Source organism: Vibrio zhugei, from assembly GCF_003716875.1.
GTDB classification, from domain to species: domain Bacteria; phylum Pseudomonadota; class Gammaproteobacteria; order Enterobacterales; family Vibrionaceae; genus Vibrio; species Vibrio zhugei.
On the sequence record NZ_CP033078.1, the window covers coordinates 289858 to 313381 of the forward strand.

Here is a 23524-nt window from a genome sequence, read left to right on the forward strand (position 1 = left end):
AAACAACCTCTGATCGTTATACTGGTGACTAACAATGATAAAATGCGTGAAGCAAATAATGGTCAAGCGTAAGTTAATTCTGATGAGGAGTCGAACAAAGTTTTCATTGCTTGATTACAAATCCTCTATTCCCGTTATAATGGGCCGTCATTAAGTGTTACAGAGTGAAGTCATGGCTGAACCCAGAAACGAAAATCGAAATCGTAAACCGTATGATCCACAAGTGGACGCGATCAAAGTCCCGCCTCATTCTTTAGAGGCTGAACAATCTGTTATTGGGGGACTCCTTCTAGATAATGAGCGCTGGGACACGGTCTCTGAGCGCGTCGTTGCGCATGACTTTTATAGTCGTCCCCATCGTTTAATTTTTGAAGCGGTGAAGTCCATTCTGGAAGAGAGCAAACCGCTTGACCTTATCACTTTATCTGAGCATTTAGAGCTGCGTGAGCACCTAGACGATGTCGGTGGGTTTGCGTATCTAGCCGATCTCGCGAAAAACACGCCGAGTGCGGCCAATATCAATGCTTATGCTGATATTGTGGCCGAAAGGGCCATGGTGCGAAATCTTATCGGTGTCGCGAATGAGATTGCTGACGCAGGGTATGATCCGCAAGGACGTTCTTCCGAAGATCTGTTGGATTTAGCGGAGAGTAAAGTCTTTGCGATTGCTGAGGCGAAAACCAGTGAAAATGAGGGCCCACAAGCGGTTGATAACGTTTTAGAGAAAACCCTAGAGCGTATTGAGCAGTTGTATAAAACGCCTCAGGATGGCGTGACAGGCGTGAATACTGGGTTTACTGATCTCAATAAAAAAACCGCCGGATTACAAGGTTCGGATTTGGTGATTGTCGCGGCACGTCCATCCATGGGTAAAACCACCTTTGCGATGAACCTGTGTGAAAATGCGGCGATGGAGCAAGACAAACCGGTCTTAATTTTCTCGTTGGAAATGCCATCTGAGCAGTTAATGATGCGTATGTTGGCCTCGTTATCACGGGTGGATCAAACCAAAATTCGTACGGGGCAGTTGGATGATGAAGACTGGGCGCGTATTTCTTCGACCATGGGGATTTTGATGGAGAAGAAAAACATGTTCATTGATGACAGCTCCGGCTTAACCCCAACGGAAGTGCGTTCGCGCGCGCGCCGTATTGCGCGTGAACATGGTGGACTTTCCATGATAATGGTCGACTATCTACAGCTGATGCGCGTGCCATCGATGTCGGATAACCGGACGTTAGAGATTGCAGAAATTTCACGTTCCTTAAAAGCCTTGGCGAAAGAGTTGAATGTGCCTGTTGTCGCGTTATCGCAGTTGAACCGTTCGTTGGAGCAACGTGCCGATAAACGTCCAGTCAACTCGGACTTACGTGAATCGGGCTCTATTGAGCAAGATGCCGATTTGATCATGTTTATCTATCGTGATGAAGTCTATCACCCTGATAGTGCGTTGAAAGGAACGGCCGAGATTATCTTAGGTAAGCAGCGGAATGGCCCGATTGGTTCCGTGCGTTTGACTTTCCAAGGTCAATATTCGCGATTTGATAATTATGCCGGTCCCGCCTTCGATGATGAATAGCGCGACATAAGCACCATGCTGAGGATGGGCAGGCTAGCCCATCCTTTGGTCTCTTCGTTATAACGCTTCCCCTTGCAAAGTCACCATTAACGTTCTTTCTCCGCCGTGATTACGGTGCTCACCTAAATAGATACCTTGCCAGGTCCCCAGTGCGAGACGTCCTTGATGAATCGGGATGGTCACACTACTGCCTAACGTCGACGCTTTAATATGTGCTGGCATATCGTCGTCTCCTTCGTAGGTGTGCTGATAATAGGGAGCCCGTTCCGGCGCCGATTGGTTAAAATGGCGCTCAAGATCCTCGCGTACGGTCGGATCGGCATTTTCATTAATGGTTAAACTGGCGGAGGTATGTTGAATAAACACATGCAATAAACCGACAGAGATAGAAGCAATATCAGGGACCTGCTTTTCTATCTTTCGCGTTATCAAGTGAAAGCCGCGTGGATAAGCACGCAACTGAATACGTTGTTGTTGCCACATAATGAAGTCTTTCCTTGTCTATTGTTTGTTGGCCAGTATAGCGTTATGGTGAGTGTCGAACCATTAAGATATGGCATCATCACGACGGTTTCTGATTTACCTCAAAATGTTTTAACGTCATATCAGCCATAATTTTAGGCTTAAAAAAATAATGTATAAAGCCGTGACAATTATCGGCATGGCAATGTAATCAGGGATCCTTAAGGCGAGATACCGCCTTGGGGTAGACTACCAACTGTTAGATCGGGATAGACATTATGCTGAAAAATACCAACCCTACACAAACAGCGGCTTGGAAAGCATTAACTGCGCATTTTGAAAGCGCACAGGACATGGATTTAAACACCTTATTCGCCCAAGATAGCGAACGCTTTAATAAATTCTCGGCGAATTTTGGCCCAGATTTCTTCGTTGATTATTCTAAAAACCTAATCAATGACGAAACGATGCAGCATCTGTTCGCACTTGCCAATGAAATCGACATTAACAGTGCTATTCACGCCATGTTTAACGGCGAGAAAATTAACCGCACCGAAGATCGAGCTGTATTGCATACCGCATTACGTAATCGCAGTAATACACCTGTGATGGTGGATGGCAAAGACGTTATGCCTGCTGTGAATGAGGTCTTGGAGAAGATGAAAGCATTCTCTGAGCGCGTGATTTCTGGGGAGTGGAAAGGGTACACAGGCAAAGCCATTACCGATGTGGTGAATATTGGTATCGGTGGTTCTGATTTGGGGCCTTATATGGTCACTGAGGCACTGGTTCCTTACAAAAATCATTTACATATGCACTTCGTGTCGAATGTGGATGGCACGCACATTGAAGAAACACTGAAAGGGTTGAACCCAGAAACGACACTGTTCCTCGTAGCGTCAAAAACCTTTACCACCCAAGAAACCATGACCAATGCGCACACGGCACGGGATTGGTTCTTGAAATCGGCAAAGGATGTAGAACATGTTGCGAAGCACTTCGCTGCGTTATCAACCAATGCCAAATCGGTATCTGAATTTGGTATTGATACCAATAACATGTTTGAGTTCTGGGATTGGGTCGGCGGCCGCTATTCTCTATGGTCTGCAATTGGTCTCTCGATCATTCTTTCTATCGGCTACGATAATTTCGTTGAGTTACTGACCGGTGCTCATGAAATGGATCAGCACTTTGTTGAGACGCCTCTGGAAGATAATATTTCGGTGATCTTGGCGCTTATTGGTGTGTGGTATAACAATTTCCACGGCTGTGAAACCGAAGCGATTTTGCCTTACGACCAATATTTACACCGCTTTGCCGCTTACTTCCAGCAAGGTAATATGGAATCAAACGGTAAGTATGTGGATCGTAACGGTAATCCAGTGACTTACCAAACGGGTCCTATCATCTGGGGTGAACCAGGCACGAATGGTCAGCACGCGTTTTATCAATTGATCCACCAAGGGACTAAGATTATCCCTTGTGATTTTATCGCACCTGCGAAAACGCATAATCCGACAGGCGATCATCATCAGAAGTTGATGTCGAACTTCTTTGCCCAGACTGAAGCATTGGCGTTTGGTAAATCGGCTGAAACCGTGACCGATGAATTAGTCAAAGCGGGTAAATCACAGGCTGAGATTGATGAGTTAGTGCCTTTTAAAGTGTTTGAAGGGAATCGTCCTACTAACTCTATTCTGCTTAAAGAAATTACGCCACGTTCTCTGGGGCATTTGATTGCGATGTATGAACATAAGATCTTCGTACAAGGGGTGATCTGGAATATTTTCACGTTTGATCAATGGGGTGTGGAATTAGGTAAGCAGTTAGCAAACCAAATCCTGCCTGAACTTGAAAGCGAAGAACCCGTGCTATCTCATGATTCTTCTACCAATGGTTTGATCAATACATTTAAGCAGTTGCGCGATTAATGTAATACAGTCAGTTGCACACCAACAAAAAAGCGGAGGGTACTCAGTACCCTCCGCTTTTTTATGCAATGAGATGAGGTTGAGTCGCTTAAGACTCGAAACAAATTTCAATGAAGGCGTTTCCCCATTGGGAAGAAAAAGGCATTAGAATAATTGAGCCTTCACATTTATGGCGGATCGTATGGCCGCGACCAGCAACGACTACAGGTGTTGCCATATCAAAATCAAAGCCACTTTCGGCCAGAATGCGTTTGGCACCGCCAGTCACCATGTTGGTGATTTCACCGACCATATCAGTGACTTCTTCATTGATACCATTGGGTCTTTCGCCGAGCATATTTTCCATAATTTCAATGGCGAGGCTTTCATCGAATGTAATCGACATCGAACCACGTGTCTGCGGCCCAACCATTCCGATTAACCCGGAAACGTCACCTCGAGCAATCTCGTCTTTTTTTAGGCGAGGCTTTTGTGGCTTCAATTCCAAAGAAGCCATGGTTTTTAGTACGTTCATTAACGATGCTAAAAACGGGTTCACAAATTCAGCGCGCATAACCTTTCTTCTGTTCGTTTGATCACATTGATTGAGAGGAACAAGTGTGGCAGATCCCATGAGATTCGATGACATGAGTTTGGATCTGAAAACCGTGTTGCTCCGCATTATTTTTTAATAGAGAAACTAGAGTATCACTTTGTAGTTCTATGACGTTATTGCATTTGTCACATATCAATAGATGTGAAAAATGCTCATGTCCGTTACACGAGCCACAAGAAATGAAGCTATTAGTGGACTCAACTCGATGAATGAAACCTTGCTCCATCAAAAAGTCTAGCGCACGATAGACCGTAGGCGGCTTGGCTTGGGGCTCACTCTTTTTCAGTTCTTCAAGGAGCTCATAAGCACTGAAAGATTTCTTGCTTGCACAAATGAGTTCAAATACTCGCTTTCTTTGAGTGGTCAGACGCACGCCTCGTGCTGCGCATATCTCTTCAATTTGCTGGGTTTGCGTATTGTCCAATTTCATCACCATTACAGATGGACTTTAGTAATCATATACTACTTCGCCAGTTAATAGCGATTTCACAAAGAATTATCCAAAATGAGCGGGTCCCACTAACATAGATTCTTTCAATGTATACGTCCAATTATTTATTCTATTGGATAAACAATATCATTTATCAAGAAGTTGCGATTTTAACAAAATGTCGCGAAAAGTCATTACCTCCTAATGGTGGATATCAGGCTAAATTTGATGGGAAGTCGGCTCGTGTCGCTATGTATGTTTGCCAAGCAATGTGTATAATCCGCCCATTGTCTTGGGTGAGAAGTCACCTAGAAGGTGTTAGGTTCCGATGCTCGATATGCACACAATGAGTGGATTGAGCAGCGGAACATATTGATCAGTTACAAGTAGAGGTACATTCGTGTCGATCCCTGATATTGCTAAACCGTTTCCTATGCAGCGCTTTTCCGTTGCACCCATGTTGGATTGGACCGACCGACACTGTCGCTATTTCCACCGCCTGCTAAGTTCTCAAACCTTGTTGTATACCGAGATGGTAACAACGGGCGCTATCATTCATGGCAAAGGTGACTTTCTTGGCTATAACGAGGAAGAACATCCAGTGGCATTACAGTTGGGTGGCTCGAATCCTAACGATCTCGCACGGTGTGCTGAGTTAGCGCAAGCGCGCGGTTATGATGAGATCAACTTAAATGTGGGATGTCCTTCTGATCGTGTGCAAAATGGTCGTTTTGGTGCGTGTTTGATGGCGGAACCTCAATTGGTCGCGGATTGCGTCGCGGCGATGAAAGCAGTGGTTGATATTCCGGTTACCGTTAAAACGCGGATTGGCATTGATGAGATGGACTCCTATGAGTTTCTATGTGAATTTATGCGTATCATTTCTGAGCAAGGTGGTTGTCATCAATTTACGATTCATGCGCGTAAGGCGTGGTTAAGTGGATTGAGCCCGAAAGAAAACCGCGATGTTCCTCCTCTTGATTACTCGCGTGCTTATCAAATTAAGCAAGACTTTCCTGATTTGAACATTGCGGTTAATGGCGGCATTAAAACGCTAGAAGAAGCGAAGGAACATTTAGAGCACCTTGATGGTGTTATGATTGGACGAGCCGCTTATCAAAATCCATTTTTATTGGCTGAGGTCGATCGTGAGATCTTTGGTTTAGATACACCGATTAAAAAGCGCTCTCAAGTGGTAAAAGATATGTATCCGTATATTGAGCAGGCTTTATCTAACGGCAGCTATTTGGGGCATATTACTCGCCATATGCTTGGACTGTTCCAGAATATGCCGGGCGCTCGTCAGTGGCGACGTTATATTAGCGAGAATGCTCATAAAAAAGGGGCCGGCATTGAAGTGCTAGAGCAGGCTTTGGCAAAAGTGCCGTACCAAGAGTTGGATGTGTGATATCCATTCCTGTTTACGGCCTTTGAACTCCGAGAAAGAATAAGGCGCGAGTGTTTTTACACATTTCATTTAGAATGACGCGTCATTTTATAAAAGAACTCAAGAGAAGTTTTTTACGATTAACGTTTAAGAGGCAAGTTATGTACGCAGTTGTATTTTTATTTTCTTTTTTCGCCACATTATGGAGCATTGGGTTAAGTAAAATTAACTTAGTTGTGTCTTTAGCGGTGGCACTAGGTGTGGTCTTTTTGATCAGTATGTTGGGTACCGTTATTAAGATTCTGCCATGGTTGGTGTTAGTCTGTGCTGGCATTTGGCTATACCGTCGTTATGGGTATCGTTAACGGAAGAAGAGAAAAGATCAGCATCTTAGCTACCATTCACTATACTGAATAAAAATGATCGATTTATCAGTTGTGGATGCCCATTATGAAAATCCTAGGATGCTGCCTACTATTTTTTGTTGCGTTTTCTACTTACGCTGTTGACCCTTTTTATTCCACCCAAGTCGGCACTCAGGTATGGCTTGGTGAAGTTCAAGGTTCAGGGGCTCGTTCCCAGCCTACGAACGTGCCTTCTTTATCCCTGTCTTTAGAGCATGGCTTTCCCATTCTTCCTAATGTCTCCATACGTTATACCAATCTTGATGAGAGTGATGTGGCCTATGATGCCGTGGCTTACACAGGGTATTATCGATGGCTTCAACAACCGTTTGTTCGCTTTGATATAGGTCTCACTATGACCTCCTTTAACCGAGGAGAGTATTTAGGGCAAGATGGCCGTATGTATGAGTTTGATGGTGATCCTCTTTCTTTATACGCCTATGGAGAGGTTGACTTACCTTATTGGCCATGGGCGCTGTTTGGTGACATTCAAACGCAACTCGATGGAAGCCGTGATCTAGAGTATCAGGATTGGTCATTGGGATTACAATGGTTACTTCCCATCCAAACGGGGGAACTTGCTGTGCAGAGTGGGTATCGTAATAGTCAGCTCGATCTGAATCACCTCTCTTTGTCTCCGCAGTTTGATGATCCTCAGGCAATTAAAATATCCGGTTGGTTTTTTGGGGTTTTGCTGACGTTTTAATCGACAGTTTTTCAATATAGTAAAGATTGAGTGATGAACTGAGTGCCAAAAAAGTGAGGCGAATATGACAATGACTGAGCTGCAGACACTGTATCGTGAGCATCAATTGCTTGAAGCGATAATCGAACCGTCGTCGCTTGAGGGGGGATGGATTGTGGAGTTTCGTCATCAGTGTGGAGAATTAGTGTTATTGACTGATGAACTGGGTGAAGAGAGACATTACCCCAATGCTGAACGGGCTTCTCAATCGGCGATGAAGGTGGGCTTCACTCAAGTCCGGATCGAATCTCAAAAGTTCGAGTGACTGATTTCTTCCAAAAAGTTATAAAACATGCTGATTGATTCTTTCTGGTTATTTCTTTGAATGGTTACCCTGTAGGCATACAAAGAAGAGGGAATTCGTGACTATGTCATCAGGAAATAATCAATCAGAGCATAATGGCGGGCTGACGAGTCCGTTAAATGATGTCCATTTCCAGCAGCTTAATCAAACCGTATCGACGATGACGCCAACTCAGCTTGCCTGGGCTGGTGGTTACTTGTGGGCGTTGAGCCAGCAAGCATCGGGCATATCCACTATGGCCGCCCCGGTCTCTAGCAGTGCTAATCAACAAACATTGACCATCATTTATGCATCGCAAACGGGCAATGCGAAAGGCGTTGCCGAAAAGCTGATGCAGCAAGCGAATCAGCTGGGTCTGCCTGTCTCGTTGGTGGACGCCAATGATTACAAAGGTAAGCAATTAGCGAAAGAGACGCATGTGGTCTTTGTTGCCTCAACGAATGGTGAGGGTGAGGCGCCAGACAACGCGCTAATCTTGCATGAGTACCTACAATCTAAGAAAGCCCCGAAACTTGACGGAGTGCAATATGCCGTATTGGGCTTGGGGGATTCGAGTTATGAGTTCTTCTGTCAAACAGGGAAAGACTTTGATCACTTCCTAGAAAAGCTCGGTGCAACGCGTCTTCTCGAACGTGTGGATTGTGATGTGGATTATGAAGAGGCCGCAGACACTTGGATCACGGATATTCTAGACAAAGTGAGTGATGAGATATCACAAACTCATCCAGCAAGCGCCGCAACGGTGAGTGCTGCAACCAGTCACTCTTCCGACTATTCTCGTCAATCTCCTTTTTCGGCCACCTTGCTTACTCAACAGAAGATCACGGGACGTCAGTCGGATAAAACGGTCAAACATATTGAAATCGATCTAGAGGGATCGGGTATTCACTATCAACCCGGTGATGCCTTGGGCGTATGGTATGAAAATGACCCTCAATTGGTTGATACAATATTAAATGAGCTCCAACTTGATGGGGAACAAACGGTCGTTGTTCAAGGTGAATCCCTGTCTTTAAGACAGGCACTGATCGCTAAGTATGAAGTGACGGCATCCAACCCACAATGGATTCGTCACATTGCACAGTATACTGACAATACTCAGCTTCATCAGTTAGTGACCGATCCGGATGGCCTACGTCATTATGCAGCGAACAAGCAGATTGTCGAAGTGTTGCAAGAGTTCCCAATAACCGTCGATGCTGAACAATGGCTGGCGTCATTACGTCAATTGACACCACGTCTGTATTCTATCGCCTCCAGTCAAAGTGAAGTCGAAGAGGAAGTACACTTAACGGTCGGGTTGGTCGAATACGATGTGGATGGGCAGGTTCATCAAGGAGGTGCGTCTAGCTTCCTGACTGAGCGTTTAGAAGAAGGCGATACGCTCTCTGTCTTTGTTGAACACAATACGAATTTCAAATTGCCCGATGATGATACAACCCTCGTCATCATGATTGGCCCTGGTACTGGCATTGCACCGTTCCGAAGCTTCTTGCAAGAGAGGGATGATCGTCAAGCCACTGGGGCCAACTGGTTATTTTTCGGCGATCGCACCTTCACTCAAGACTTCCTTTATCAAGTGGAATGGCAGAAGTATTTAAAATCGGGATTATTGACTCGAATGGATGTCGCGTTCAGTCGTGATCAACAAGAAAAGATCTATGTCCAACATCGTTTACTTGAACAAGCGGAGACGGTTTGGCAATGGTTACAAGACGGGGCTTACCTCTATGTGTGTGGTGATGCCAATCGCATGGCAAAAGATGTTCATGAAGCATTAGTGCTGGTGGCTCAGCAGCAAGGCGAATTATCAAGAGAAGACGCCGAAGAGTTTGTCAATGAATTACGTAAAGCGAAACGTTACCAAAGGGATGTGTACTAATGAGCAATAATAACAATGTCGTCCAAACGGTTCTCGGTGAAGAATTAGGTCCGCTTTCAGACAATGAGCGCCTTAAAGGAGAAAGTGATTTCTTAAGAGGCACTATTGCTCAAGATTTGCAGGATCCGATCACTGGCGGGTTTACCGCAGACAATTTCCAATTGATCCGCTTTCACGGTATGTATCAACAAGACGATCGTGATATTCGTGCTGAACGTAACAAGCAAAAGCTCGAACCATTGCATAATGTCATGCTGCGTGCGCGTATGCCTGGCGGTATTATTACGCCAGAGCAGTGGCTCGCGATTGATCGCTTTGCTGGAGAAAATACTCTGTATGGCAGTATTCGTTTAACGACGCGTCAAACCTTTCAGTTTCACGGTGTGTTAAAACCGCATATTAAGTCGATGCACCAAATGCTCAATAAAATTGGTATTGACTCGATTGCCACGGCTGGTGATGTGAACCGCAATGTTCTGTGTACGGCAAATCCGATGCAGTCTGAGCTTCATCAAGAGGCTTACGAGTGGGCCAAAAAAATCAGTGAACACTTGCTTCCTAAGACTCATGCCTATGCGGAGATTTGGCTTGATGGGGAGAAAGTAGAGGAAACGGACAAAGAGCCGATTCTAGGCTCAAACTATTTACCACGAAAATTTAAAACAACGGTTGTTATCCCACCTCACAATGATGTGGATGTGCACGCCAACGACTTAAATTTTGTCGCGATTGCCGATAACGGCAAGCTGGTGGGATTTAATGTGTTAGTGGGCGGTGGCTTAGCAATGACTCATGGTGATACTTCGACATACCCACGTCGTGCCGATGAGTTTGGCTTTATTGCCTTGGAGGATACGCTCGCGATTGCTGAAGCGGTGGTGTCGACACAACGAGATTGGGGGAATCGTTCCAATCGTAAAAATGCCAAAACGAAATATACGTTAGATCGAGTAGGCATCGATGTGTTCAAACAAGAAGTTGAGCGTCGCGCTGGCGTCAATTTCCAAGATGTGCGTCCTTATACGTTTACCGAAAGAGGGGACCGCATTGGTTGGTCGAAAGGAATTGACGGGCTTCATCACCTCGCGTTGTTTATCGAGAATGGTCGCTTGCTAGATTATCCCGACAAAGCGTTGAAAACGGGCATGGCCGAAATTGCCAAGATTCATACCGGTGATTTTCGTATGACGGCCAACCAAAACTTGATCATTGCACGTGTGACAGAAGAGCAGAAAGCGCAGATTGATCATCTTGCTCGTCAGTACGGATTAATTAATGATGACGTTTCTCAACAACGTAAAGACTCAATGGCCTGCGTCTCTTTACCTACTTGCCCTTTAGCCATGGCTGAAGCGGAACGATTTTTACCGACGTTTGTCACGGAAGTGGAAGCATTACTTGATAAGCATAAGGTGCCGAAATCTGACACCATTATCTTGAGGGTTACAGGATGCCCGAATGGATGCGCACGTGCGATGCTTGCTGAAGTCGGTTTAGTTGGTAAAGCGCCGGGGCGTTATAACTTACATATCGGTGGTAATCGAGAGGGAACGCGCATACCGAAAATGTATCGGGAGAATATCAGTGTTGATGAAATCCTTGCTGAGTTAGATCAGTTGATCGCACGTTGGGTGAGTGAACGTGAAACGGATGAAGGCTTCGGTGATTTCATGATCCGCTCAAATGTGATTCAAGAAGTGGTGGTTTCGAAGAGGGATTTTCATGCTTGAGCGTAATTTTACAGTGGCAGACTTGAATGACATGCTTTCACTCTCGAAGGCTCAGCAAAGTTTACACCTTGCTGAAATCAATACGGCACTTGAGTCTCTGTCTGCTCAACAGCGTATAGCGTGGGCCTTAGAGCATTTGCCTGATACGCATGCTTTGACATCGAGTTTTGGTATCCAAGCAGCAGTCATGCTTCATCTAGTGGTGACAGAAAGGGCTGAGACTCCCATCATTTTAACGGATACGGGGTATCTCTTTCCAGAAACGTACCGCTTTATTGATGAGCTGACTGACAAGCTAGATTTGAATCTACATATATATAGAGGAAAACTGTCACCAGCTTGGCAAGAGGCTCGTTATGGCAAATTATGGGAACAAGGCATCGAGGGTCTAGAAAAGTACAACCGCATAAATAAAGTCGAGCCCATGCACCAAGCTTTGGAAGATCTTCAGGTGGGCACGTGGTTTTCCGGTTTGCGCCGTGAGCAATCTCAGTCGCGTTCCGGATTACCGATCCTCGCGATTCAGAATGGCGTGTTCAAATTCCTTCCGATTGTGGATTGGAGCAATAAAGATGTTCACTACTATTTAAAAGAGCACGGTCTGAATTATCATCCTTTATGGGAGGAAGGTTACTTATCTGTCGGGGATACTCACACGACTCAAAAATGGCAACCGGGAATGTTAGAAGAGGAAACTCGATTCTTTGGGCTGAAACGTGAATGTGGTCTCCATGACGATGTTGAGTAATCGCTAATAGAGATTGGCCTTTGATAACAATAAAAAGCTGTCGTAAGACAGCTTTTTTTATTCGACGGTAGATAAAAAGCGGAGTTGATGGGATAACTCTGTGGATAACCTGTTCCCTTCCTCTGTTTAAATATGGATAAATACGCCTTTGAGCGAAAATGAAGCGCTTAAGCATCGTTTTTGCAATTTTCTGCAAAAAGGCCTTGCGGTCGTGATGAAGATCTCTATAATGCACATCCATCGACAGGGCAGGCGCCAACAAGCGTTCAACGAAAGTTAGCCAAGTCGATAGGCTAAAAAAAGAGTTAAAAAAGTGTTTGACACGAACTTTAAAATCTATAGAATAGCCGCCTCTTTCGCAGTAACGTCTGTTACTCTGGAAGATAGCTCTTTAACAATTTAAACCTATCAATCTGTGTGGGCACTCGTTGATGATAATCAATAGCTTCTTAGGAAGCACAATTGGTTTCAATGAGCTGAGTGACCAATCGAGATTAACCTTGTTAATCTTGGCACAGTCAATTCATTATCATTCTCTTCTTATTTATAAGGGATGATGATAATAGCTTTAAAATTACGTATTTACTTCGGTAAATAACAGTTTTGAAGTCAGTATTCATTGAGCCACAAAAAACTTTAATTGAAGAGTTTGATCATGGCTCAGATTGAACGCTGGCGGCAGGCCTAACACATGCAAGTCGAGCGGTAACAGAAAGAAAGCTTGCTTTCTTTGCTGACGAGCGGCGGACGGGTGAGTAATGCCTGGGAAATTGCCTTGATGTGGGGGATAACCATTGGAAACGATGGCTAATACCGCATAACGCCTTCGGGCCAAAGAGGGGGACCTTCGGGCCTCTCGCGTCAAGATATGCCCAGGTGAGATTAGCTTGTTGGTGAGGTAAGAGCTCACCAAGGCGACGATCTCTAGCTGGTCTGAGAGGATGATCAGCCACATTGGGACTGAGACACGGCCCAAACTCCTACGGGAGGCAGCAGTGGGGAATATTGCACAATGGGCGCAAGCCTGATGCAGCCATGCCGCGTGTATGAAGAAGGCCTTCGGGTTGTAAAGTACTTTCAGCAGTGAGGAAGGGGTGGTGTTTAATAGACACCATTCTTGACGTTAGCTGCAGAAGAAGCACCGGCTAACTCCGTGCCAGCAGCCGCGGTAATACGGAGGGTGCGAGCGTTAATCGGAATTACTGGGCGTAAAGCGCATGCAGGTGGTCTGTTAAGTCAGATGTGAAAGCCCGAGGCTTAACCTCGGAATAGCATTTGAAACTGGCAGGCTAGAGTACTGTAGAGGGGGGTAGAATTTCAGGTGTAGCGGTGAAATGCGTAGAGATCTGAAGGAATACCAGTGGCGAAGGCGGCCCCCTGGACAGATACTGACACTCAGATGCGAAAGCGTGGGGAGCAAACAGGATTAGATACCCTGGTAGTCCACGCCGTAAACGATGTCTACTTGGAGGTTGTGGCCTTGAGCCGTGGCTTTCGGAGCTAACGCGTTAAGTAGACCGCCTGGGGAGTACGGTCGCAAGATTAAAACTCAAATGAATTGACGGGGGCCCGCACAAGCGGTGGAGCATGTGGTTTAATTCGATGCAACGCGAAGAACCTTACCTACTCTTGACATCCAGAGAACTTAGCAGAGATGCTTTGGTGCCTTCGGGAACTCTGAGACAGGTGCTGCATGGCTGTCGTCAGCTCGTGTTGTGAAATGTTGGGTTAAGTCCCGCAACGAGCGCAACCCTTATCCTTGATTGCCAGCACTTCGGGTGGGAACTTCAGGGAGACTGCCGGTGATAAACCGGAGGAAGGTGGGGACGACGTCAAGTCATCATGGCCCTTACGAGTAGGGCTACACACGTGCTACAATGGCGCATACAGAGGGCGGCCAACTTGCGAAAGTGAGCGAATCCCAAAAAGTGCGTCGTAGTCCGGATTGGAGTCTGCAACTCGACTCCATGAAGTCGGAATCGCTAGTAATCGTGGATCAGAATGCCACGGTGAATACGTTCCCGGGCCTTGTACACACCGCCCGTCACACCATGGGAGTGGGCTGCAAAAGAAGCAGGTAGTTTAACCTTCGGGGGGACGCTTGCCACTTTGTGGTTCATGACTGGGGTGAAGTCGTAACAAGGTAGCGCTAGGGGAACCTGGCGCTGGATCACCTCCTTAATACGAATGATTATTGCGATGAGTGTTCACACAGATTGATACGGTTTAGTTATAGAGAGCACCGCGTTAACTCCTCTGCCCTCCTTTGATGGCGAGAAACTATTGTGTCCCGTTCGTCTAGAGGCCTAGGACACCGCCCTTTCACGGCGGTAACAGGGGTTCGACTCCCCTACGGGATACCATCTTTAAGTGCATCAGTTTGTGCTCTTAAAAATGGTGTTTTCATTTGCTAGTAATTAGTAAAGAAAAGACACATTGCTCTTTAACAATTTGGAAAGCTGACAAAATACTCTTTTAGAAGAGTATTTGTAAAAGTTCTCAATTATTTCATCTAGTGTTCTAGACGAAATAAACAAAAACACATTCAAGTGTTCTTGGATTCACTGCTTTGCAGTGAATATTCAAAATTGAGTCCGGCAATATCGAGTCTGCAACATGTCCTTTTTGTCTTCACTTTTCAAAGTGAAAGCAAAGAGTTATGCAGACAAACCTTGGTGATTTGATTCATCAGTCCAAAACTTTTTTGGGTTGTATGGTTAAGTGACTAAGCGTACACGGTGGATGCCTTGGCAGTCAGAGGCGATGAAGGACGTACTAACTTGCGATAAGCGTAGATGAGGCAGTAAGAGCCACTTGAGTCTACGATGTCCGAATGGGGAAACCCACCTGCATAAGCAGGTATCATTAACTGAATACATAGGTTAATGAGGCGAACCGGGAGAACTGAAACATCTAAGTACCCCGAGGAAAAGAAATCAACCGAGATTCTGGAAGTAGCGGCGAGCGAAACCGGATTAGCCCTTAAGCCATTTATGCGTCAGGTGAAGTGTCTGGAAAGGCACGCGATACAGGGTGATAGCCCCGTAACCGGCAACGTATTTATGGTGAAATCGAGTAAGGCGGGACACGTGATATCCTGTCTGAATATGGGGGGACCATCCTCCAAGGCTAAATACTCCTGACTGACCGATAGTGAACCAGTACCGTGAGGGAAAGGCGAAAAGAACCCCTGTGAGGGGAGTGAAATAGAACCTGAAACCGTGTACGTACAAGCAGTAGGAGCCTCTTTTATGGGGTGACTGCGTACCTTTTGTATAATGGGTCAGCGACTTATATTCAGTGGCAAGGTTAACCGTTTAGGGGAGCCGTAGGGAAACCGAGTCTTAACTGGGCGCACAGTCTCTGGATATAGACCCGAAACCGAGTGATCTAGCCATGGGCAGGTTGAAGATTGAGTAACATCAATTGGAGGACCGAACCGACTAATGTTGAAAAATTAGCGGATGACTTGTGGCTAGGGGTGAAAGGCCAATCAAACTCGGAGATAGCTGGTTCTCCCCGAAAGCTATTTAGGTAGCGCCTCGGACGAATACTACTGGGGGTAGAGCACTGTTAAGACTAGGGGGTCATCCCGACTTACCAACTCTTTGCAAACTCCGAATACCAGTAAGTACTATCCGGGAGACACACGGCGGGTGCTAACGTCCGTCGTGGAGAGGGAAACAACCCAGACCGCCAGCTAAGGTCCCAAATTATTACTAAGTGGGAAACGATGTGGGAAGGCTCAGACAGCTAGGATGTTGGCTTAGAAGCAGCCATCATTTAAAGAAAGCGTAATAGCTCACTAGTCGAGTCGGCCTGCGCGGAAGATGTAACGGGGCTAAGTAATAAACCGAAGCTGCGGCAATGCGATTTATCGTATTGGGTAGGGGAGCGTTCTGTAAGCCGTTGAAGGTGGATTGAGAAGTCTGCTGGAGGTATCAGAAGTGCGAATGCTGACATGAGTAACGATAATGGGGGTGAAAAACCCCCACGCCGGAAGACCAAGGGTTCCTGTCCAACGTTAATCGGGGCAGGGTAAGTCGACCCCTAAGGCGAGGCTGAAAAGCGTAGTCGATGGGAAACGGGTTAATATTCCCGTACTTCTTACAATTGCGATGGGGGGACGGAGAAGGCTAGGTGGGCCTGGCGATGGTTGTCCAGGTTCAAGTGCGTAGGCTGAGTATTTAGGTAAATCCGGATACTCAAGGCTGAGACACGACGTCGAGCACCTAAGGGTGTGAAGTCATTGATGCCATGCTTCCAGGAAAAGCCTCTAAGCTTCAGATTGTAAGGAATCGTACCCCAAACCGACACAGGTGGTCGGGTAGAGAATACCAAGGCGCTTGAGAGAACTCGGGTGAAGGAACTAGGCAAAATGGTACCGTAACTTCGGGAGAAGGTACGCTCTATATAGGTGAAGAGACTCGCTCTTGGAGCCGAAAAGAGTCGCAGATACCAGGTGGCTGCAACTGTTTATTAAAAACACAGCACTGTGCAAAATCGTAAGATGACGTATACGGTGTGACGCCTGCCCGGTGCCGGAAGGTTAATTGATGGGGTTAGACTTCGGTCGACGCTCTTGATCGAAGCCCCGGTAAACGGCGGCCGTAACTATAACGGTCCTAAGGTAGCGAAATTCCTTGTCGGGTAAGTTCCGACCTGCACGAATGGCGTAATGATGGCCACGCTGTCTCCACCCGAGACTCAGTGAAATTGAAATCGCTGTGAAGATGCAGTGTACCCGCGGCTAGACGGAAAGACCCCGTGAACCTTTACTACAGCTTGGCACTGAACATTGAACCTACATGTGTAGGATAGGTGGGAGGCTTTGATATGCAGACGCTAGTTTGTATGGAGCCGTCCTTGAAATACCACCCTTGTAGTTTTGATGTTCTAACTTGGTTCCCTTATCGGGAATGAGGACAGTGCCTGGTGGGTAGTTTGACTGGGGCGGTCTCCTCCCAAAGAGTAACGGAGGAGCACGAAGGTGGGCTAATCACGGTTGGACATCGTGAGGTTAGTGCAATGGCATAAGCCCGCTTAACTGCGAGAATGACAATTCGAGCAGGTGCGAAAGCAGGTCATAGTGATCCGGTGGTTCTGAATGGAAGGGCCATCGCTCAACGGATAAAAGGTACTCCGGGGATAACAGGCTGATACCGCCCAAGAGTTCATATCGACGGCGGTGTTTGGCACCTCGATGTCGGCTCATCACATCCTGGGGCTGAAGTCGGTCCCAAGGGTATGGCTGTTCGCCATTTAAAGTGGTACGCGAGCTGGGTTTAGAACGTCGTGAGACAGTTCGGTCCCTATCTGCCGTGGGCGTTGGAGAATTGAAAGGGGCTGCTCCTAGTACGAGAGGACCGGAGTGGACGAACCTCTGGTGTTCGGGTTGTGTCGCCAGACGCATTGCCCGGTAGCTAAGTTCGGGATCGATAACCGCTGAAAGCATCTAAGCGGGAAGCGAGCCTTGAGATGAGTTCTCCCTGGCGCTTTAAGCGTCCTAAAGGGTTGTTCGAGACTAGAACGTTGATAGGCAGGGTGTGTAAGCGTTGTGAGGCGTTGAGCTAACCTGTACTAATCGCCCGTGAGGCTTAACCATACAACACCAAAAAGGTTTTGTAACGGACTCAAATGAGTACTTGAGTGTGTGAGAACGGCTTTGTAGAAGTCATAAAAACAGCTTTCCAGATTGCATGAGTATCGCGTAAGCGGTAGTCATAAAGAATTTGCTTGGCGACCATAGCATTTTGGCCCCACCTGATCCCATGCCGAACTCAGAAGTGAAACGAAATAGCGCCGATGGTAGTGTGGGGTTTCCCCATGTGAGAGTAGGTCATCGCCAAGCTTTAATCTCGCTTGCTTGATGAAGAATTAAGCAAGTCACCATAAAGTTTTAAATGTTTAGAATTTTATGTTGACTTTCAAAGTGTAACGCGTATTATACGCACCTCGCTTGAGTACTTCGGTACAGAAAGCCACGCTCTTTAACAATTTAAACCTATCAATCTGTGTGGGCACTCGTTGATGATAATCAATAGCTTCTTAGGAAGCACAATTGGTTTCAATGAACTGAGTGACCAAAGCTATTAAGAAACAGCCTTGAGCGGTTTTGATTTTACTTTTTCAAGAGTAGAAATAATAGCGGCACAGTCAATTCATTACTATTCTGTTGGAATAGTAATAGCTTTAAAATTACGTTCATCTTCGGATGAATTTTAGTTTTGAAGTCAGTATTCATTGAGCCACAAAAAACTTTAATTGAAGAGTTTGATCATGGCTCAGATTGAACGCTGGCGGCAGGCCTAACACATGCAAGTCGAGCGGTAACAGAAAGAAAGCTTGCTTTCTTTGCTGACGAGCGGCGGACGGGTGAGTAATGCCTGGGAAATTGCCTTGATGTGGGGGATAACCATTGGAAACGATGGCTAATACCGCATAACGCCTTCGGGCCAAAGAGGGGGACCTTCGGGCCTCTCGCGTCAAGATATGCCCAGGTGAGATTAGCTTGTTGGTGAGGTAAGAGCTCACCAAGGCGACGATCTCTAGCTGGTCTGAGAGGATGATCAGCCACATTGGGACTGAGACACGGCCCAAACTCCTACGGGAGGCAGCAGTGGGGAATATTGCACAATGGGCGCAAGCCTGATGCAGCCATGCCGCGTGTATGAAGAAGGCCTTCGGGTTGTAAAGTACTTTCAGCAGTGAGGAAGGGGTGGTGTTTAATAGACACCATTCTTGACGTTAGCTGCAGAAGAAGCACCGGCTAACTCCGTGCCAGCAGCCGCGGTAATACGGAGGGTGCGAGCGTTAATCGGAATTACTGGGCGTAAAGCGCATGCAGGTGGTCTGTTAAGTCAGATGTGAAAGCCCGAGGCTTAACCTCGGAATAGCATTTGAAACTGGCAGGCTAGAGTACTGTAGAGGGGGGTAGAATTTCAGGTGTAGCGGTGAAATGCGTAGAGATCTGAAGGAATACCAGTGGCGAAGGCGGCCCCCTGGACAGATACTGACACTCAGATGCGAAAGCGTGGGGAGCAAACAGGATTAGATACCCTGGTAGTCCACGCCGTAAACGATGTCTACTTGGAGGTTGTGGCCTTGAGCCGTGGCTTTCGGAGCTAACGCGTTAAGTAGACCGCCTGGGGAGTACGGTCGCAAGATTAAAACTCAAATGAATTGACGGGGGCCCGCACAAGCGGTGGAGCATGTGGTTTAATTCGATGCAACGCGAAGAACCTTACCTACTCTTGACATCCAGAGAACTTAGCAGAGATGCTTTGGTGCCTTCGGGAACTCTGAGACAGGTGCTGCATGGCTGTCGTCAGCTCGTGTTGTGAAATGTTGGGTTAAGTCCCGCAACGAGCGCAACCCTTATCCTTGATTGCCAGCACTTCGGGTGGGAACTTCAGGGAGACTGCCGGTGATAAACCGGAGGAAGGTGGGGACGACGTCAAGTCATCATGGCCCTTACGAGTAGGGCTACACACGTGCTACAATGGCGCATACAGAGGGCAGCCAACTTGCGAAAGTGAGCGAATCCCAAAAAGTGCGTCGTAGTCCGGATTGGAGTCTGCAACTCGACTCCATGAAGTCGGAATCGCTAGTAATCGTGGATCAGAATGCCACGGTGAATACGTTCCCGGGCCTTGTACACACCGCCCGTCACACCATGGGAGTGGGCTGCAAAAGAAGCAGGTAGTTTAACCTTCGGGGGGGCGCTTGCCACTTTGTGGTTCATGACTGGGGTGAAGTCGTAACAAGGTAGCGCTAGGGGAACCTGGCGCTGGATCACCTCCTTAATACGAATGATTATTGCGATGAGTGTTCACACAGATTGATATGGTTTAGAACGTTAAGAGCACCTTAGTGGGTCTGTAGCTCAGCTGGTTAGAGCGCTCGCCTGATAAGCGGGAGGTCGGTGGTTCAAGTCCACTCAGACCCACCAATTTCTGCATCATGCGTAGAAATTGACCAAGATGGGGCTATAGCTCAGATGGGAGAGCGCCTGCCTTGCACGCAGGAGGTCTGCGGTTCGATCCCGCATAGCTCCACCATCTTTAAGCATATTGCTGTGCAGTGTTCTTAAACATGGTGTCTTTGTAAAAAGATACACATTGCTCTTTAACAATTTGGAAAGCTGACAAAATACTCTTTTAGAAGAGTATTTGTAAAAGTTCTCAATTTATTTCTTCTAGTTACCTAGACGAAGTAAACAAAAACACATTCAAGTGTTCTTGGATTCACTGTTTTTCAGTGAAGATTCAAAATTGAGTCCGGCAATATCGAGTCTGCAACATGTCCTTTTTGTCTTCACTTTTCAAAGTGAAAGCAAAGAGTTATGCAGACAAACCTTGGTGATTTGATTCATCAATCCAAAACTTTTTTGGGTTGTATGGTTAAGTGACTAAGCGTACACGGTGGATGCCTTGGCAGTCAGAGGCGATGAAGGACGTACTAACTTGCGATAAGCGTAGATGAGGCAGTAAGAGCCACTTGAGTCTACGATGTCCGAATGGGGAAACCCACCTGCATAAGCAGGTATCATTAACTGAATACATAGGTTAATGAGGCGAACCGGGAGAACTGAAACATCTAAGTACCCCGAGGAAAAGAAATCAACCGAGATTCTGGAAGTAGCGGCGAGCGAAACCGGATTAGCCCTTAAGCCATTTATGCGTCAGGTGAAGTGTCTGGAAAGGCACGCGATACAGGGTGATAGCCCCGTAACCGGCAACGCATTTGTGGTGAAATCGAGTAAGGCGGGACACGTGATATCCTGTCTGAATATGGGGGGACCATCCTCCAAGGCTAAATACTCCTGATTGACCGATAGTGAACCAGTACCGTGAGGGAAAGGCGAAAAGAACCCCTGTGAGGGGAGTGAAATAGAACCTGAAACCGTGTACGTACAAGCAGTAGGAGCCTCCTTTGTGGGGTGACTGCGTACCTTTTGTATAATGGGTCAGCGACTTATATTCAGTGGCAAGGTTAACCGTTTAGGGGAGCCGTAGGGAAACCGAGTCTTAACTGGGCGCACAGTCTCTGGATATAGACCCGAAACCGAGTGATCTAGCCATGGGCAGGTTGAAGATTGAGTAACATCAATTGGAGGACCGAACCGACTAATGTTGAAAAATTAGCGGATGACTTGTGGCTAGGGGTGAAAGGCCAATCAAACTCGGAGATAGCTGGTTCTCCCCGAAAGCTATTTAGGTAGCGCCTCGGACGAATACTACTGGGGGTAGAGCACTGTTAAGACTAGGGGGTCATCCCGACTTACCAACTCTTTGCAAACTCCGAATACCAGTAAGTACTATCCGGGAGACACACGGCGGGTGCTAACGTCCGTCGTGGAGAGGGAAACAACCCAGACCGCCAGCTAAGGTCCCAAATTATTACTAAGTGGGAAACGATGTGGGAAGGCTCAGACAGCTAGGATGTTGGCTTAGAAGCAGCCATCATTTAAAGAAAGCGTAATAGCTCACTAGTCGAGTCGGCCTGCGCGGAAGATGTAACGGGGCTAAGTAATAAACCGAAGCTGCGGCAATGCGATTTATCGCATTGGGTAGGGGAGCGTTCTGTAAGCCGTTGAAGGTGGATTGAGAAGTCTGCTGGAGGTATCAGAAGTGCGAATGCTGACATGAGTAACGATAATGGGGGTGAAAAACCCCCACGCCGGAAGACCAAGGGTTCCTGTCCAACGTTAATCGGGGCAGGGTAAGTCGACCCCTAAGGCGAGGCTGAAAAGCGTAGTCGATGGGAAACGGGTTAATATTCCCGTACTTCTTACAATTGCGATGGGGGGACGGAGAAGGCTAGGTGGGCCTGGCGATGGTTGTCCAGGTTCAAGTGCGTAGGCTGAGTATTTAGGTAAATCCGGATATTCTTAAGGCTGAGACACGACGTCGAGCACCCAAGGGTGTGAAGTCATTGATGCCATGCTTCCAGGAAAAGCCTCTAAGCTTCAGATTGTAAGGAATCGTACCCCAAACCGACACAGGTGGTCGGGTAGAGAATACCAAGGCGCTTGAGAGAACTCGGGTGAAGGAACTAGGCAAAATGGTACCGTAACTTCGGGAGAAGGTACGCTCTATATAGGTGAAGAGACTGGCTCTTGGAGCCGAAAAGAGTCGCAGATACCAGGTGGCTGCAACTGTTTATTAAAAACACAGCACTGTGCAAAATCGTAAGATGACGTATACGGTGTGACGCCTGCCCGGTGCCGGAAGGTTAATTGATGGGGTTAGACTTCGGTCGACGCTCTTGATCGAAGCCCCGGTAAACGGCGGCCGTAACTATAACGGTCCTAAGGTAGCGAAATTCCTTGTCGGGTAAGTTCCGACCTGCACGAATGGCGTAATGATGGCCACGCTGTCTCCACCCGAGACTCAGTGAAATTGAAATCGCTGTGAAGATGCAGTGTACCCGCGGCTAGACGGAAAGACCCCGTGAACCTTTACTACAGCTTGGCACTGAACATTGAACCTACATGTGTAGGATAGGTGGGAGGCTTTGATATGCAGACGCTAGTTTGTATGGAGCCGTCCTTGAAATACCACCCTTGTAGTTTTGATGTTCTAACTTGGTTCCCTTATCGGGAATGAGGACAGTGCCTGGTGGGTAGTTTGACTGGGGCGGTCTCCTCCCAAAGAGTAACGGAGGAGCACGAAGGTGGGCTAATCACGGTTGGACATCGTGAGGTTAGTGCAATGGCATAAGCCCGCTTAACTGCGAGAATGACAATTCGAGCAGGTGCGAAAGCAGGTCATAGTGATCCGGTGGTTCTGAATGGAAGGGCCATCGCTCAACGGATAAAAGGTACTCCGGGGATAACAGGCTGATACCGCCCAAGAGTTCATATCGACGGCGGTGTTTGGCACCTCGATGTCGGCTCATCACATCCTGGGGCTGAAGTCGGTCCCAAGGGTATGGCTGTTCGCCATTTAAAGTGGTACGCGAGCTGGGTTTAGAACGTCGTGAGACAGTTCGGTCCCTATCTGCCGTGGGCGTTGGAGAATTGAAAGGGGCTGCTCCTAGTACGAGAGGACCGGAGTGGACGAACCTCTGGTGTTCGGGTTGTGTCGCCAGACGCATTGCCCGGTAGCTAAGTTCGGGATCGATAACCGCTGAAAGCATCTAAGCGGGAAGCGAGCCTTGAGATGAGTTCTCCCTGGCGCTTTAAGCGTCCTAAAGGGTTGTTCGAGACTAGAACGTTGATAGGCAGGGTGTGTAAGCGTTGTGAGGCGTTGAGCTAACCTGTACTAATCGCCCGTGAGGCTTAACCATACAACACCAAAAAGGTTTTGTAACGGACTCAATAG

At 47.1% G+C, this 23524-nt stretch carries 12 protein-coding genes, 3 tRNA genes and 5 rRNA genes; 17 read left to right on the forward strand and 3 right to left on the reverse strand.

Going from position 1 to position 23524, the window contains the following annotated elements:
* Window positions 1-172 precede the first annotated feature (172 nt).
* Window positions 173-1579 carry a replicative DNA helicase gene (locus EAE30_RS06490; protein WP_123015230.1) on the forward strand — a complete coding sequence of 469 codons (1407 nt, stop codon included), beginning with the start codon at window positions 173-175 and terminating at the stop codon, window positions 1577-1579.
* A gap of 57 nt (window positions 1580-1636) precedes the next feature.
* Here EAE30_RS06490 and EAE30_RS06495 read toward each other — a convergent pair whose 3' ends face one another.
* Window positions 1637-2062 carry a secondary thiamine-phosphate synthase enzyme YjbQ gene (locus EAE30_RS06495; protein ID WP_123015231.1) on the reverse strand — a complete coding sequence of 142 codons (426 nt, stop codon included), beginning with the start codon at window positions 2060-2062 and terminating at the stop codon, window positions 1637-1639.
* 257 nt (window positions 2063-2319) lie between these two features.
* Here EAE30_RS06495 and pgi point away from each other — a divergent pair, with 257 nt between their 5' ends.
* The gene (gene pgi / locus EAE30_RS06500) at window positions 2320-3972 is read left to right on the forward strand and encodes a glucose-6-phosphate isomerase (protein ID WP_123015232.1); all 1653 of its coding nucleotides are present in this window, start codon (window positions 2320-2322) and stop codon (window positions 3970-3972) included.
* Window positions 3973-4060: 88 nt separating this feature from the next.
* Here the strand turns inward: pgi and EAE30_RS06505 are convergent, their stop codons facing one another.
* Window positions 4061-4525, reverse strand: a complete 465-nt coding sequence (locus EAE30_RS06505; protein ID WP_123015233.1) for a chemotaxis protein CheX — start codon at window positions 4523-4525, stop codon at window positions 4061-4063.
* Between the two features lie 22 nt (window positions 4526-4547).
* Window positions 4548-5003, reverse strand: a complete 456-nt coding sequence (gene zur, locus EAE30_RS06510; RefSeq protein WP_123015234.1) for a zinc uptake transcriptional repressor Zur — start codon at window positions 5001-5003, stop codon at window positions 4548-4550.
* 427 nt (window positions 5004-5430) lie between these two features.
* On the opposite strand from zur, the gene dusA reads away from it, so the two are divergent.
* The 15 genes from dusA (at window position 5431) to EAE30_RS06585 (ending at window position 23489) form a co-directional block, all read left to right on the forward strand.
* Window positions 5431-6405, forward strand: coding sequence for a tRNA dihydrouridine(20/20a) synthase DusA (gene dusA, locus EAE30_RS06515; protein ID WP_123017280.1), 975 nt, complete (start codon window positions 5431-5433; stop codon window positions 6403-6405).
* A 140-nt stretch (window positions 6406-6545) separates the two neighbouring features.
* Window positions 6546-6749, forward strand: coding sequence for an envelope stress response protein PspG (locus EAE30_RS06520; protein ID WP_164711810.1), 204 nt, complete (start codon window positions 6546-6548; stop codon window positions 6747-6749).
* Between the two features lie 85 nt (window positions 6750-6834).
* Window positions 6835-7494, forward strand: coding sequence for a TIGR04219 family outer membrane beta-barrel protein (locus EAE30_RS06525; protein ID WP_164711811.1), 660 nt, complete (start codon window positions 6835-6837; stop codon window positions 7492-7494).
* A gap of 70 nt (window positions 7495-7564) precedes the next feature.
* Window positions 7565-7798, forward strand: a complete 234-nt coding sequence (locus EAE30_RS06530; RefSeq protein WP_390258242.1) for a hypothetical protein — start codon at window positions 7565-7567, stop codon at window positions 7796-7798.
* Between the two features lie 103 nt (window positions 7799-7901).
* Window positions 7902-9719 (forward strand): assimilatory sulfite reductase (NADPH) flavoprotein subunit, encoded by a 1818-nt coding sequence (locus tag EAE30_RS06535; RefSeq protein ID WP_123015238.1) that lies wholly within the window; start codon window positions 7902-7904, stop codon window positions 9717-9719.
* Entirely contained in the window at window positions 9719-11449 is a 1731-nt protein-coding gene (cysI, locus tag EAE30_RS06540) for an assimilatory sulfite reductase (NADPH) hemoprotein subunit (protein ID WP_123015239.1), read from the forward strand. Before EAE30_RS06535 ends, cysI begins: the two co-directional genes overlap by 1 nt.
* Complete coding sequence (locus tag EAE30_RS06545) at window positions 11442-12197, forward strand: phosphoadenylyl-sulfate reductase (protein WP_123015240.1); 756 nt, start codon at window positions 11442-11444, stop codon at window positions 12195-12197. The genes cysI and EAE30_RS06545 overlap by 8 nt, the downstream gene beginning before the upstream one ends.
* A 637-nt stretch (window positions 12198-12834) precedes the next feature.
* A 16S ribosomal RNA gene (locus EAE30_RS06550) occupies window positions 12835-14378 on the forward strand.
* 106 nt (window positions 14379-14484) lie between these two features.
* A tRNA-Glu gene (locus EAE30_RS06555) sits at window positions 14485-14560 on the forward strand.
* Between the two features lie 352 nt (window positions 14561-14912).
* Window positions 14913-17802 (forward strand): 23S ribosomal RNA (locus EAE30_RS06560).
* 130 nt (window positions 17803-17932) lie between these two features.
* Window positions 17933-18048 (forward strand): 5S ribosomal RNA (gene rrf, locus EAE30_RS06565).
* 410 nt (window positions 18049-18458) lie between these two features.
* Window positions 18459-20002 (forward strand): 16S ribosomal RNA (locus EAE30_RS06570).
* Window positions 20003-20071: 69 nt separating this feature from the next.
* Window positions 20072-20148: transfer RNA gene (locus tag EAE30_RS06575), tRNA-Ile, on the forward strand.
* 33 nt (window positions 20149-20181) lie between these two features.
* Window positions 20182-20257, forward strand: a tRNA-Ala gene (locus tag EAE30_RS06580).
* A 340-nt stretch (window positions 20258-20597) separates the two neighbouring features.
* Window positions 20598-23489 (forward strand): 23S ribosomal RNA (locus EAE30_RS06585).
* The 16S, 23S and 5S rRNA genes sit together here with 3 tRNA genes alongside, the layout of an rRNA operon.
* Window positions 23490-23524: the final 35 nt, after the last annotated feature.

Bases quoted from the DNA above. Each gene is read 5' to 3' on its own strand.
- EAE30_RS06505 (WP_123015233.1), bottom strand. From the start codon at position 4,525: ATGCGCGCTGAATTTGTGAACCCGTTTTTAGCATCGTTAATGAACGTA.
- EAE30_RS06525 (WP_164711811.1), top strand. From the start codon at position 6,835: ATGAAAATCCTAGGATGCTGCCTACTATTTTTTGTTGCGTTTTCTACT.
- pgi (WP_123015232.1), top strand. From the start codon at position 2,320: ATGCTGAAAAATACCAACCCTACACAAACAGCGGCTTGGAAAGCATTA.
- dusA (WP_123017280.1), top strand. From the start codon at position 5,431: ATGCAGCGCTTTTCCGTTGCACCCATGTTGGATTGGACCGACCGACAC.
- EAE30_RS06530 (WP_390258242.1), top strand. From the start codon at position 7,565: ATGACTGAGCTGCAGACACTGTATCGTGAGCATCAATTGCTTGAAGCG.
- EAE30_RS06520 (WP_164711810.1), top strand. From the start codon at position 6,546: ATGTACGCAGTTGTATTTTTATTTTCTTTTTTCGCCACATTATGGAGC.
- EAE30_RS06545 (WP_123015240.1), top strand. From the start codon at position 11,442: ATGCTTGAGCGTAATTTTACAGTGGCAGACTTGAATGACATGCTTTCA.
- EAE30_RS06490 (WP_123015230.1), top strand. From the start codon at position 173: ATGGCTGAACCCAGAAACGAAAATCGAAATCGTAAACCGTATGATCCA.
- zur (WP_123015234.1), bottom strand. From the start codon at position 5,003: ATGGTGATGAAATTGGACAATACGCAAACCCAGCAAATTGAAGAGATA.
- cysI (WP_123015239.1), top strand. From the start codon at position 9,719: ATGAGCAATAATAACAATGTCGTCCAAACGGTTCTCGGTGAAGAATTA.
- EAE30_RS06495 (WP_123015231.1), bottom strand. From the start codon at position 2,062: ATGTGGCAACAACAACGTATTCAGTTGCGTGCTTATCCACGCGGCTTT.
- EAE30_RS06535 (WP_123015238.1), top strand. From the start codon at position 7,902: ATGTCATCAGGAAATAATCAATCAGAGCATAATGGCGGGCTGACGAGT.